The 13,873-nt window shown below is 36.8% G+C and carries 13 protein-coding genes; 12 read left to right on the plus strand and 1 reads right to left on the minus strand.

The genetic code is table 11. From position 1 onward, the window contains the following. Positions 1–201 precede the first annotated feature (201 nt). The gene (locus tag ACFRAK_RS15840; RefSeq protein ID WP_387598622.1) at positions 202–831 is read right to left on the minus strand and encodes a homoserine/threonine efflux transporter; all 630 of its coding nucleotides are present in this window, start codon (positions 829–831) and stop codon (positions 202–204) included. Between the two features lie 138 nt (positions 832–969). Between ACFRAK_RS15840 and ACFRAK_RS15845 the strand changes: the two genes are divergently transcribed. The 12 genes from ACFRAK_RS15845 (at position 970) to ACFRAK_RS15900 (ending at position 13,703) form a co-directional block, all read left to right on the plus strand. Further along, complete coding sequence (locus ACFRAK_RS15845; RefSeq protein ID WP_387598619.1) at positions 970–1,797, plus strand: TrmB family transcriptional regulator; 828 nt, start codon at positions 970–972, stop codon at positions 1,795–1,797. 323 nt (positions 1,798–2,120) lie between these two features. Next, the gene (locus tag ACFRAK_RS15850; protein ID WP_387708535.1) at positions 2,121–2,567 is read left to right on the plus strand and encodes a HEAT repeat domain-containing protein; all 447 of its coding nucleotides are present in this window, start codon (positions 2,121–2,123) and stop codon (positions 2,565–2,567) included. Between the two features lie 318 nt (positions 2,568–2,885). Next, on the plus strand, positions 2,886–3,827 hold the full coding sequence (locus tag ACFRAK_RS15855; protein WP_394572082.1) for an XdhC family protein: 942 nt from the start codon (positions 2,886–2,888) through the stop codon (positions 3,825–3,827). Beyond that, entirely contained in the window at positions 3,824–4,426 is a 603-nt protein-coding gene (locus ACFRAK_RS15860) for a nucleotidyltransferase family protein (RefSeq protein WP_387708645.1), read from the plus strand. The genes ACFRAK_RS15855 and ACFRAK_RS15860 overlap by 4 nt, the downstream gene beginning before the upstream one ends. A gap of 31 nt (positions 4,427–4,457) precedes the next feature. Beyond that, a complete protein-coding gene (locus ACFRAK_RS15865; RefSeq protein WP_387598614.1) occupies positions 4,458–6,779 on the plus strand; it encodes a xanthine dehydrogenase family protein molybdopterin-binding subunit in 2,322 nt (773 codons plus the stop codon). Next, a complete protein-coding gene (locus ACFRAK_RS15870) occupies positions 6,779–7,621 on the plus strand; it encodes an FAD binding domain-containing protein (protein WP_387598611.1) in 843 nt (280 codons plus the stop codon). The genes ACFRAK_RS15865 and ACFRAK_RS15870 overlap by 1 nt, the downstream gene beginning before the upstream one ends. Continuing rightward, the gene (locus tag ACFRAK_RS15875) at positions 7,614–8,111 is read left to right on the plus strand and encodes a (2Fe-2S)-binding protein (protein ID WP_394572053.1); all 498 of its coding nucleotides are present in this window, start codon (positions 7,614–7,616) and stop codon (positions 8,109–8,111) included. The genes ACFRAK_RS15870 and ACFRAK_RS15875 overlap by 8 nt, the downstream gene beginning before the upstream one ends. Before the next feature lie 42 nt (positions 8,112–8,153). Beyond that, the gene (locus tag ACFRAK_RS15880; RefSeq protein ID WP_387599319.1) at positions 8,154–8,609 is read left to right on the plus strand and encodes a hypothetical protein; all 456 of its coding nucleotides are present in this window, start codon (positions 8,154–8,156) and stop codon (positions 8,607–8,609) included. A 757-nt stretch (positions 8,610–9,366) separates the two neighbouring features. Further along, positions 9,367–10,188, plus strand: coding sequence for an alpha/beta fold hydrolase (locus tag ACFRAK_RS15885; RefSeq protein WP_394572054.1), 822 nt, complete (start codon positions 9,367–9,369; stop codon positions 10,186–10,188). 338 nt (positions 10,189–10,526) lie between these two features. Beyond that, the gene (locus ACFRAK_RS15890) at positions 10,527–11,357 is read left to right on the plus strand and encodes a class I SAM-dependent methyltransferase (protein WP_394572055.1); all 831 of its coding nucleotides are present in this window, start codon (positions 10,527–10,529) and stop codon (positions 11,355–11,357) included. Positions 11,358–12,100: 743 nt separating this feature from the next. Then, positions 12,101–12,793 (plus strand): GntR family transcriptional regulator, encoded by a 693-nt coding sequence (locus ACFRAK_RS15895; protein WP_394572083.1) that lies wholly within the window; start codon positions 12,101–12,103, stop codon positions 12,791–12,793. Then, complete coding sequence (locus tag ACFRAK_RS15900; RefSeq protein WP_387598599.1) at positions 12,786–13,703, plus strand: DMT family transporter; 918 nt, start codon at positions 12,786–12,788, stop codon at positions 13,701–13,703. The genes ACFRAK_RS15895 and ACFRAK_RS15900 overlap by 8 nt, the downstream gene beginning before the upstream one ends. The last annotated feature ends 170 nt before the right edge of the window (positions 13,704–13,873 follow it).

Consider the following 13,873-nt stretch of genomic DNA (forward strand, 5'->3'; position numbering starts at 1 on the left):
ATTAATTAATGACCATATTAGGGAACATAATGATTACGGAATAAATCCTTGTAGATTTATAATGCAGTGCCATATATATATGGGTGAAAGATTGATTATGTTAGTACACACTATGTTAATTGCATGTCATGTAATTACATATGAAAAAACCCGTTCAATTTTCTGAACGGATCATCAAATTAGATGTGTTAGTAAATGAACTTAAATTCCTGTTTTTATGCCAAAACCAATTAAAATTAAGCCAGTTGATTTTTGGAATGCTTTCTGGAATTTAGAGTTGTTCATCCATTTTTTTGCGTAATCAATTAGAAAAACAAGAAAAAGAAACCATAATACAGCAAGAAAGGTTAAGATGAACGCTAATATAATCAATTGCTGGTTTACATCTCCGTTCAAATTGATAAATTGAGGCATGATTGTTATATAAACTAAAACGGTCTTTGGATTAAGAATATTATTAAGTAATGCTTGCATAAAGGAATCTTTATTATGCCGGCTTGAATACTTCGGAGGTGTATTTGCTTGTGCCTGAATTTCTTTTATTGAAAAAGCGCTTTTAGCAAAGAAACTTTTTATCCCTAAATAAATTAAGTAGGCGGCTCCCAAATATTTGATTGTACTGAACAGAATCACGGACTTTGCAATGACAACAGATAGTCCAAGAATAGCAATAAGCGTCCAAAATGAAAGTCCCGTTGCCATTCCGAGAACGGTATAACGTCCGGCTTTTGGACCATAGCTAAGCGTGTTTTTCACTAAGAGCATTGTATCTGCTCCAGGAATAATAACCATCATTGCAACTATTGATATGTATGTAAGTAAGCTATCCATACTATTTCTCCCTTCCCTTCAATAGGGGTTACTAAAGTAACTACTTATGTAAGTATATTAGATGAAAATGGAAATCGTCAACAGATTTTGCTAAAATATTAGTTACAAAGGTAGCAACTACGGTTGCATGGAGGGTTTATGAAAGAAAACATTTTAGACACATTAAAAAATCTGAATTTTACCGAATATGAAGCGAAAGCATATCTTGCCTTATTGGAAGAATCGCCATTAACAGGCTATGCAGTTGCAAAAAACTCCGGTGTACCACGTTCAAGAATATATGAAATACTGGACAGTCTCGCAATAAGAGGGGATATTCTGGTTAGTCCTGGAAACACCCCACAGTATACTCCCGTTCCTGCAAGCGAGCTAATAAAAAACCGCCGCATGAAAGCGGAAGAAAACTTTGAACTGGCAGAAAAATCATTAGCGGAGTTTGAACGTTCTGCAAATGATCGTGAAAACATCTGGAATATCATGGGGCGTAATGAAATACTCGATAAGGTAAAAGCTTGTATATTATCTGCTAAAAAAAGAATACTCTTAGAGATTTGGGAAGACGAATTCGAAGTATTAGAGTCTGAACTAAGACAGGCTGCAAATAAAGGAGTCAATGTCACAATTATTGCCTATGGTGAAATCGTCTGTGATTTTGCTAATGTTTACCTTCATTATATGGGTCATGAAATTACAGAAGAGTATGGTGGGCGATGGCTTGTTATTAGTGGAGATGATTCAGAAGTGGTAGCAGGTATTGTCTCGCTTGGAAAAGATAGCCGTGCAGCATGGACCATGCATGTAGGTTTGGTCATGCCCATTACAGAAGTCATGATTCATGATTTGTATCTCATGGAAATCATGGAGAAACATAGGGAACTTTTAGAAGAAAGCTTCGGTGTAAACCTCGCCAATTTACGTAAAAAATTTTCTATCCATCCAGATTATAAAAAACATTACGTAGACTAGATTTGTGCTATCAATTCCTGTTTTTTACAGCATAACAAGAACGCGAACATTATTGTCAACAATAGGGGCATACATCCAGGCAGGATTTATGCCCTTTGAAGTCACTTTTTGAGCATAGGTGCAGGTAAGTTTTTAGATGCATCGTCCCCGGCACCCGACTGATTGAAGATACAGCAGATGATTAAGAAATATAACTATATTAAAATAGGGAAACGGGTATAATGAAGAATGGAATAAACCATTCTTGGTAATGGGACTATTATAGTATCGGATTGACATCTTGATATCCGGATTACATAAAGACAGAAGGAGAAATGATTCATTTGGATAATAAAGAAACAAAAGGTATCGAGTTACCTGTCAACTATGAGGAATTAAAAAAATCTGCCAATCGCAAATCTAATTGGAGAGAACGTTTGGATGCGATCGAAGAATTAGGACAGTCAAAAAATAAACAAGTGATCGACATTCTCACACATATCATGAATAGTGATTCTGTATTTAAAGTTCAAGAGGCTGCATACCGTCAACTGAAAAGATTAGGCGAAGATGTCCAATTGCCACCAAGGAAAAAGGGAGAATTGGTTAAAGGATTAACCAAAATCTTAGTAAGGATCAAGAAGAGTTTACCAGAAAATCACTCATATACTGAATTCAAAGATAAACTTCAGAAAATGAGAATGGATATATATGATACCTATGAGGGTGAAAAAGGGGCAGATTTTGATAAGTGGTTAGAAAATACTTGGTCTGCGTTATCGAAAAGATAAACTCATTCAAAAGGAAAACAAATAAGATTGGATGCAGGAGCAAAATTTTTGCTCCTTTTTGTTTACCAATAAATTAGGAATATTTGTATATCCCTCCCCTTTTTTAAACCATCGAATGGGACACTCTCTTGCATACAAGGATTAAATGACCGAGAGCCTTTAAAGCACAATTCCAGGAAAAGCCACATTTCCCATGTGCTCAGCCTGCACTAGAATAATTCTATTTCTATATAAACACATTTTTTTTACAAATCAACATAATGATATTAATAGAATGAATGAACTCATAGAAGACCAGGGGGAAGACAAGTGAATCAAATGTATACGATCCTTGAAGAAATTCAATCGACATCCATGGAGTGTGTATTGGCTACCATCATTCATGTGGAAGGTTCAGCATACTTACGTGAAGGTACCTCCATGCTTATCAAAAAAGATGGTACATCTTCAGGCGTTATTAGTGTTGGGTGTATCGAGGAAGATCTTATTCTTCATTCTTGCAGAGTGTTTGAAAGGAAAAATACAGAGACCTTTGTATATCACATGGAAAGTGATGAAGATCTAGAATGGGGAATTGGAACAGGTTGTAACGGAACTCTCTATATATTACTGGAGTATGTGGACCATAGATTAAAAGAAAATCTTTCATATGTCTTGGCTTCCATTAAAGAAGCTAAGGTAATCGTCCATCAAATTGAGTTAGATGATGATTGGAACTTATTGGGGTATTCTTTCCGGTCAGAGGATGAGTATACTAATGAACCCAAAGAAAATGATGTTAGCTTTATTTATAGGCAAAAGATTATACCTAAACCGCGTTTAATCATTTTTGGTGCTGGATGTGATGTATATCCAGTTGTCACTATGGCTGCCTCAATAGGTTTTTTAGTTACTGTTTGCGATTGGAGGTCCGAGCTTTGTAACGAAAATAATATACCCGACGCAGTTAGCCATATTATAGGATTCCCATCTAAAATTATGGAACAATTATCTTTTAAAAAAGATGATTATGTTATCATCATGACTCATAACTTTCAGAGAGATAAAGAAATACTTTCACTAATAATGAATCAGCCATTATCCTATATAGGCATTTTAGGTTCCAAAAAACGTACAGCCAATTTATTTGACACGAAAATCCCTAATAATATACACTCACCTATCGGTTTATCAATTGGAGCTAAGGGCCCTTTCGAGATTGCAGTTAGCATTATAGCCGAATTAATTCAGCATGAAAGAATGAAGGGACATCCCGAATGAAAATAACCGGGGTATACCTGGCCGCTGGAAATAGTAATCGAATGGGTATAAATAAATTAGCATTGCCATTAGGAAATAAAGAAATGGGAAGATGGGGATTAGAAAAAGCGGTTTTATCAGAACTTAACGATATTATCATTGTTTCGAATCATTTAAACCACCTGGATTCATCAGGTTTTAGTTCTGGAAAAATAATTACGGCCGAAATTAAAGAACCTGAAGCAGGTCAATCCCATTCACTCCAAACAGGTATACGATCAGCAAACAACATACATTCGGACGCCGTAGTAATTTTACTTGCTGATCAGCCCTTTATAACAACAAATATGATAAACAAACTCATCGAAATATACAAACGAAACCCTAATTACTCCTTTGTTGCCTCTAGTTTTCATGGTTGTATACGACCTCCCATACTTATTGACAAAGATCTCTTTTCCGACATTCACCTTTTACGAGGAGACCGAGGCGCAAAACAGATTCTAATGGCGAAGAGAGAACAGGGGATACTTGTTCCTTTTTATGTGAAAAAATGGTTTGTTGATATTGATAATATGGAAGAATATCTTTTTTGGAAAAACAAAATTGATAACAATTAAATAAGAATAATAATGAAAATGAGGAGACTATATGGATATTATCGGAAAAGGGGTAATTCGAAAAGATGCTTGGGAAAAGGTGACAGGGCAGGCGATTTACACAGGAGACCGAGAAGAAGTAAGAACCCTCCATGTTAAAAAGGTAATTAGTCCTTATGCACATGCCCTTATTAAACATATTAATCTAACTAAAGCTGAAAAAGTTCCAGGTGTTCGTGCAATCATAACAGGTGGGAATTTACCACTAACGGGAGAAGAAATCAGGGATCGGTACCCCATAGCTCTAGATAAAGTCCGCTACCATGGAGAAGTAGTAGCACTTGTTGTTGCTGATACAATGAAACAAGCAGAGATTGCAGCTGACAATATTCAAGTTATCTATGAACCTTTAGCTGTTGTCAATTCGCCAACGCAAGCTTTAAATCCCAATTACCCTCTACTCCACCCAGATTTAGATACTTATAAAAAAATATCCGAGGTATTTCCCGAGCCAGGCACAAATATAGCAAATCGAACCAAAATCAGAAAAGGCGACAGTAAAACAGGTTGGCAAGAGAGCGAAATCATTATTGAGGAAAAGTTTTCTTTTTCCCCCTCCGACCATGCAGCCATGGAAACAAGATGTTCTTTAGCGGAAATTCACTCAGATGATAAGATCATTATCACTTCTTCTTCTCAAGCTCCCTTCATGATCAAGCGTTTGATAAGTGATTACTTTGATGTTGAAATTGGAAATGTCATAGTAAACACTCCACTTGTTGGAGGGGCATTCGGTGGTAAAGCCTCGGTCCAACTTGAACTATTAGCTTATATCGCGTCAAAGGCCGTTAATGGCAGGCTAGTAAAAGTTGAAAATAGTCGTGAAGAGGATATTTTGACATCACCTTGTCATATTGGATTAGATGCTACCATTAAATTAGGTTGTACAAAATCTGGTTTGCTAAAGGTCGCAGAGCTGACGTATTTATGGGACGGGGGAGCATATGCCGACAAAGCTACAGATCTAAGCCGTGCTGGAGCTGTGGATTGCACCGGACCTTACAATATAGAAAATATTTGGTGTGACTCTCTCTGTATGTATACAAATCATCCATATGCCTCGCCTTATCGAGGTTTCGCCCATTCAGAAGTTCTGTTTGCTTTTGAGCGGACTATGGATTCTCTTTCAAAAAAGCTTGGAATGGATCCACTTGAACTCCGTGAAATGAATGCGATACTCCCAGGGCACTCAACCCCGACACAAGTTAAATTGAATTCGAGCACGGTGGGTAATCTTCCTGAATGCATACAGGTGCTTAAGAAAAAAATGAATTGGGAAGAGGGCCAATTAGTTAAAATAAACGACAAGATTATAAGAGCAAAAGGGATCGCTTGTATATGGAAAACTTCAACGATCGATACCAACGCTGGATCTGGTGTGATTTTAACCTTTAATCCTGATGGCAGTGTAAACCTTATGTCAGGAGTAGTAGAAATCGGTACAGGAACGAAAACGATATTAGCACAGATTGTATCAGATAAATTAAAGGTCTCCATTGATCGTGTGAACGTTCAGTTGAAGGTAAATACACAAAATACCCCAGAACATTGGAAAACGGTAGCAAGCCGTGGAACATTAATGGCAGGAAGGGCTGCGATTCAAGCTGTGGAAGATGCTCTTTTACAAATAAAGAAACTTGCTTCTTGTGTATTACGAGCTCCAATTGAAGACATCGTCCTTGGACAGGAAAGGGTTTTTATGAAAGGGGAACCGAATATAGAAATTCCTTTCAAACGGCTAGTGTATGGGTATACATATCCTGACGGAAGCACGATTGGAGGACAAATCATCGGTAGAGGGCAATATACCATCCCACATATAACAAATTTAGATCCCGATACAGGTGCAGGCAGACCAGGTCCTGAATGGACTGTTGGCGCACAAGGGGTAGAAGTAGAGTATGACATAAATGAATATACTTACAAGATAGTAAGGGCAATATCTGTCATTGATGCAGGAAAGGTTCTGAATCAAAAAACTGCAGAAGGACAAATAATGGGTGCAATGAGCATGGGCATAGCATTTGGTGGGCGTGAAACATTCTATTTCGATCAGCTTGGCAGAGTATTGAACCCTCAACTCAGAACCTATAGACCGTTAAGATATGGAGAAAACCCTGAATATATCTGTGAATTTGTTGAAACACCACACTTAGATGCCCCATATGGCGCAAGGGGCCTTGGGGAACACGGGCTTCTTGGTATGCCTGCTGCCTTAGGTAACAGTTTATCTTTGGCCGCTGGGATTCCTTTGAACCAGTTGCCATTGCTTCCTGAACTCATTTGGAGGGGGAAAAGAGGGAGAAGAGCGTAATGTTACCTTATAATTTTGATTATTATAAACCTCAATCGATAAAAGAGGCGATTGAACTTTATCAACTATTAAAATTACAAGAAAAAAAACCTATGTATTATGGTGGGGGGACTGAAGTTTTAACATTAGGACGTTTAAATTTTATATACTCCGATGCGATTATTGATTTAAAAGGGATTCCCGAATGCAATGCATTCGGGTTTCAACACCAAGAACTGATCATTGGCTCAACATTGAGTTTACGCGCAATCGAAGAAAATAGGCTATTTCCGCTATTAGCGGATACTTCAAAAGGAGTTGCTGATTATACATCAAGAAATAAAATCACTATAGGTGGAAACATATGTGGTCAAATTTTTTATAGAGAGGCAGTTCTTCCATTTTTATTATCAGATAGTACTGTCATTATTGCAGGACCAAAAGGAACGAGGAAGGAATTTATTAATGAAGTTTTCCATAAAGAGCTACGACTTGACGAAGGGGAATTTCTTGTACAAATAGTAACAGAAAAAGAATATCTGAAAGCTAAACACATTAGTGTAAAGAAGAGGCAGCAATGGAAAACGGGATATCCGCTTTTAACAGTTGCCTCATTAAAAAAAGAAGGATTTATTCGATTTGCATTCAGCGGGGTATGTCCATTTCCTTTTCGGTCAATTCAAATGGAAAACAAACTAAATGATAAGAATTTATCTTTTAAAGACAGAATTTTAACCTCTTTTGAGTTTTTACCAGCTCAGGTTTTAAACGATATAGAAGGATCCAATGAATATAGATTATTTGTTTTAGAAAATACCCTTTCATACATTTTGTCATATATAGGTGGTGAGGAACATGAATAGCCATTCGGCGGATCGAAAAATTACCATTCAATTAGAAATAAATAAAGAACGATATGAGAGGGAAATATTTGCATCAGATATATTGCTAGATGTTCTCCGAGATAAAATTGGACTTACAGGAGCTAAACCTGGATGTTTAAATGGAGATTGCGGCGCTTGTACGATTATAATGAATAAACAGCCAATGAAATCCTGTTTAATGTTAGCCATTGAAGCCATTGATTCAGAAATCCTTACAATTGAGGGCCTCAAGAATACCCCGATTCAGAGAGCATTCGTGGAACATTTTGCTTTTCAATGTGGGTATTGTACATCAGGATTCATAATGATTTGCCAGGCTTTACTCCTTAATGACAGGAACCCAAGCCCTGAAAAAATTGAAACATGGCTTTCTTCGAATATTTGTCGATGTACCGGATATAAAGAAATTGAAAAAGCCATATATTCAGTAATAGAACTTTTAAATATAAAAAATCAAACAAATCAGTGACGTTTGCCCGTGTATATGAATAAAATGCCTACATGGGGAGTGGTGATATTGATTGAAACCTCTGTAGTTAATTCAGAAAAAAAAGTAATTCACTCCTTTCAGCGTAATCTCGAAATTACAACAGCCATCCTATTGTTAACTGGACAAATCACGATCATTGGCATTTTTGTAAGACCAGGCAGATTTAGTCTCTCATTAGGCGGGCCTCTTTTTGGGGGCCATCGTTTAGAAGGGACGGATCACTCGCAAGTGGGAAATCTTTTTATCGATATATTGGACATCATCATAGCCATATTATTAATCAATGAGGCCATACATGTGACAGGAACATTTATTTCGTCTGGTGATTTCTCAATTAATGTTTCCGGTCCTATATTTGGTTATCCTGAAGTTGTTCCGGCATTGCCAATTGAAGATTATAATTTTTTCAATACGATTGTAAAGAAGCATTTTAACGTACCACCAGAATTATTAACTACATTAAAAGGAAATGAATAAAAATGTCATTAACAGATATTCCTACAATTAAAAGTTCGAGAAACAATACCTTTCTAATAGCCATTTCCATTATCATCTTCATATTTTTCTTCACTCAGCAAAAGACCACAGATGTCTAAAAACCTAGAAAAGATTGGATTAGAAACTTTGAATCATTTACGGAATTAAATACACCCATAATGATCAGATCATGCATTAAAGAGCGGAAGTACAATTTAAGTGGATTGATCAAATAACTTTGATACCTTTAGAGAAATGAAGGTTTTAATCATTTCAGAGGTGAGGCCTTTTCGTAGCTTTACCTTTTTTTTGTGTTTGATGTTATATGGGGTAGAGATGGAAGCGAATAAATTTCGGACAAAGAATTGAAGGAGTTCATATCCACATCTTTAATAAATTGATTTTTGACTAAACTTTAGAAAAGGCTGTTTTCGCATACTTTGTTGCTATTTACCAATAGTGCGGTGTGGTTGATTTCCCCTCCAAATGCTCGCTTTCCGCGGGGCGGGCGGTGAGCCTCCTCTTAAAACTACAATCTTAACGAAAAGAGCCTTAAATAAAAATCTAAAAACACAAGCATTAAACAACAAACTAACATAGAAATGAGAGAGGGATTTGATAGTAAGTCCATTTAAACTGTCTATATCGTTATTTTATCCATAGTCTATTCCAAAGAAATCCCCATTCCAGCCAGGAAGTATGACCTGTCTTTATGCTAATAAGGTTTCAAAGTACTTTATTCAGGAGGTAGCTAAAAGTGGAAAAGAAAAAAATGATAATAAATGGAAAGATGGTATCTTATATCGAGAAAGGCAATGTTAATGATCCCCCAGTACTTTTATTGCACGGGGTACCTGAGTCCAGTCTTTTGTGGAAGGAAATGACTCCATGCATTGTGTCTTGTGGATTTAGAACCATCGCACCGGATCTCCCTGGATTCGGCCAAAGTGAACAGTTTGATGAATCCTCAACGTGGGAAAGATATGAACAGTTTTTATCGGATTTTACAAGGGAACTAAAACTAGATAAATTCCACCTTATTGTACATGACTGGGGCGGACTTATTGGACTGAAATGGGCATGTGATCATCCAGAGAGAATACTAAGTCTCTTTGTTTCAAATACAACCATATCAGTAGATTATAAGTGGCACTCACTTGCTCAGATTTGGAGAACACCAAATGCCGGAGAGAAAATAATGAAGCGCATGTCAGATGATCCCCAAGCTCAAATTGAGATGAAGAAAACGATTCCGAACATAGGTGACGAAATTATGGAAGACTTCTTTCGTGTCTTTAGAACACCCGAATCTGGTAAGGTCATCTTAGATCTATACCGTTCAGGAAATATAGAAAAGGTAAAATCGTACAATCAAAAACTAAATCAGATCAAAATACCTGTCACAATAATTTGGGGAGAGATGGATCCTTATATACCTTTTGAATTTGCCTACAAGCTCCAGAAAGAGGGTTTCCCACATGCACGGGTTCACATTATTCAAAATGCCGGGCATTTTATCCAAATCGAAGTGCCTGATAAAGTGAATTCTTATATCCAACAGCATTTTAAAAACGTGTAAACCTTTAGATATATAGGAGGGGAGAAGCGGATGAAACATCAGCATTCCCCTTTTCGAACATAATGTTAACCATACTTTATGAATAATCTTATTGTATTATTAAAAGGTGTACCTATAAAATAGAGAAATAGAATGCATTAAAGCAGTGAGTCTTTGGACAAAACGCTGCAAGTAGTTGAGTATGACCAATGCTAATTTGTTGAGAGATTATAATATAAAAAAGGCTTTGTTCATTTTCGGGAGCTGATTTGCAGCTCTTTTTCTTTTGCAACTATGGGGTAAGAATAGTGTAAGAAAAAATCATTATACATAAATTATATAATTTGAGGAGAGCGAAGATGAAGACTGATAATTTTGATTATATTGAACTTTGGAAAGAATCCATGCTAAATCCTTATGGTATAATGCCGAATCGACTAAAAGATGATGCAGCAGAAGAAGCTTTTTGGTCCTCCAAAGTGGCAGAAAAAAAACAACATAAAGCGGATCCTTATGCAAAACATGTGCAGCGAGAGTTATTGGCATTATTAAAAAAGGATGATCATGTATTGGAAATCGGCCCTGGATGGGGCAATTATACATTTGAAATTGCAAAAGAAGTAAGGAAGCTAACTTGTATAGATAGTTCTAAAAGCATTATCGGTTTTTTGGAATCCCAGGCGAACGAAAAAGGTTTCGAAAACATGGAATTGATTCATGATAAGTGGGAAAGTGATACCAAAAGAGACAGATATGATGTAGTATTTGGGTTTAATTGTTATTACCGTATGACAGAAATCGGTCAAACCTTATTAAAAATGAATGAGTCTGCAGCACGATTAGTGATAGTAGGCATGACAACCGGACCAGAAAAACCTCATTATATGGAATTGAAGCAACGAGGATATACGATCAATTTAAGAAAGCGGGATTACATACACATCTTGAATGTTTTGTATCAACTTGGAATACTGGCGGACTGTAAGATCGTTAAATTGAAAAGTAAAAAAATCTATTCCACCCATGAAGAAATGATGCGCGATAATACGACTAAAATTCTCGACGAACATTTTTCCTATGATGAAGTAAAAACGATCCTTAATAAATATGTGGTGGAAAAAGAAGGAGTATTCGAATACGAATATCCGTTTCATGCAGCTTTGATGTATTGGAATCCGCGGAGAAATTAACTATTCCAGTCCCATTTCCCCTGAATTCATTATCTTCTTTTTTAAGGTCCTTCAGGAAAAAGGTATTTTTTCTGAAGGATATTCGCAAAATAATAGTAAGAAGGCTACAAAACATCGATGGGAAAACGGAGTGTGAATGATACATGAAAGAAATATCCGAAAAGAGATTTTGTGAAACTTGTAAAAAAGAGACCGTACATACAGTAACTGAAGATGCATTAGAAATAGAATATTCCTGTAATGAGTGCGGTCAGCACCAAGACATTTTCAAGACATTTTTTTAGAAAACATTCTAACGGAATTCGTAACCGGACTTTTGCTGCAACCGAAGAAGCTTGACTAAAGTCATGTTTCTTTGGTATTTCGACATGACCTCCCCTAATGGAAAGACTCCCCTCGAATTCTCCGATATTTTTAAATGTTTTTTCCCTTACTTAGAACGGAACGAAAATCGACCGCCAATTACTTTCTCAATGATGGGATAATCCAAATAAAAAGACACCACTCTGGTTGTGAGTGTTGTCATTTGGTTTGAAAAGATAGTGTTTGCATTCTATTATTCTTGGCTTTTACTTTCTCCGTTGACGAGACCATCAACACTGAGTCTTACGCCATGTGGTGGAGCAATTATGAAATCAATTAAAAAATGCAGCGATAAAACTTTCTTATTGATATTTCAACGGCATGCAATATGTGATATATTGCATATTATATATTGGTATTTCAAGGAGGTAAAGCCGTTGGTGCATTCAAATCCATCACCAAAAATCAAACGTACTTCTGTACGTGAAGAAGCATATATGATATTGCGGGATTGGATTGTACAGGGAATCCTAACACCAGGCCAACAATTACGTGACAAAGAATTAGCTGAACAATTGGGAGTAAGCAGAACTCCCATTAGAGAAGCACTTTTAAAGCTTGAGGATGATGGATTTGTAGAGACTAAGCCTAGCCGTTCAACTATTGTTTCCCCTATTCAATTCGAAGGGGTATTAAACATATATTCCATTGTTTGGACACTGGAAAAGTTGGCTATGGAACTGGCTTTTGATTTCATTGAAGAAAAACACTTAATTGAGATGGAAGCCATCAATCATGAAGTGAAAAAAGCAATCGACGCGGGAAATCAAATAGTGGCCGTTCAGAAAGATGATGACTTTCACTCCATTTACATCAACCTTTCTACAAATGATGAATTAAAGCGGATTCTATCAGGACTCAAACAAAAACTTATACGGATAGAACTGTTTTATTTTAATCAGGTTAGTGATGTTCATCTTTCCGTTGATGAGCATGATAGAATCATACAGGCATTAAGGAATGGAAATCTCACTATGGCGCTTAATATGATAGAAAAGAATTGGAAAGAAAGTTATATTAGGATTCAAGCCCATTCGAAACGTATAAAAAGCGGGGAAGATAAATATGAGTGATGATACTTTAGTTGCTATGTCAACTTCAAGAAATAAAGGGATTGCACTAGTACTGACTGGCGCTGCGTTATGGGGAGTATCAGGAACGGCAGCTCAATATCTATTTCAGCATCAAGGTTTCAGTCCTGAGTGGCTCACTGTTGTGCGCTTGTTGCTTTCTGGAATCATCTTATTAGGCGTCGCATATAAGAACGAAAGACTGAAAGTTTTTGAGATTTGGAAAACTAAAAAAGATGCGTTTCAAATTATCCTTTTTGCGATTCTGGGAATGCTTGCTGTCCAATACACATATTTTGCAGCGATTGAACATGGCAACGCAGCCACCGCTACAGTCCTTCAATACTTGGCGCCGGCCCTGATCACTTGTTATTTAGCCATTCATTCCAGACGTCTTCCAAGCATTACTGTGAGTGTAGCTGTGATCATAGCGATTTTAGGAACTTTTTTGCTTGTGACAGGAGGTAGCATACATACACTTTCCATTTCGGGGTGGGCAGTATTTTGGGGAGTAACATCAGCCTTTGCATTGGCATTCTATACATTGCAGCCGTATGAACTCCTTTCAAGATGGGGCTCAATGATTGTTGTAGGATGGGGAATGTTGATTGGGGGCATATGCTTTAGCATGATTCATCCTCCATGGGCATTCGAAGGCAATTGGACGTTACCTTCATTTTCAGCGGTATTATTCATCATCATTTTCGGAACGATCATTGCTTTTTATTTTTATTTGGAAAGTACAAAATTCATCTCGGCTTCAGAGGTAAGTTTATTAGCTTCAGTTGAGCCATTATCCGCAACCTTAATATCCGTTTTCTGGCTGAATGTAACATTCGGTTTTGCCGAGTGGCTCGGCACACTCTGCATTATAAGTACCATCACGATTTTATCATTCGTAAAAAACAAGTAATGTCTGTTGCAAACCGGGCAAAATAATGGAATCCCTGCTATAGCATATAATGCGATATAAACTTTAACTTTTAAACTACCACGAAGCTTGAACATACATCAAAAAAAGCAATTACACTGCATGTGAATTGCTTTTTTGTATTTACGAGTTTTACGCTTGCATTTAATCAT

Source organism: Peribacillus sp. NPDC056705, from assembly GCF_043656335.1.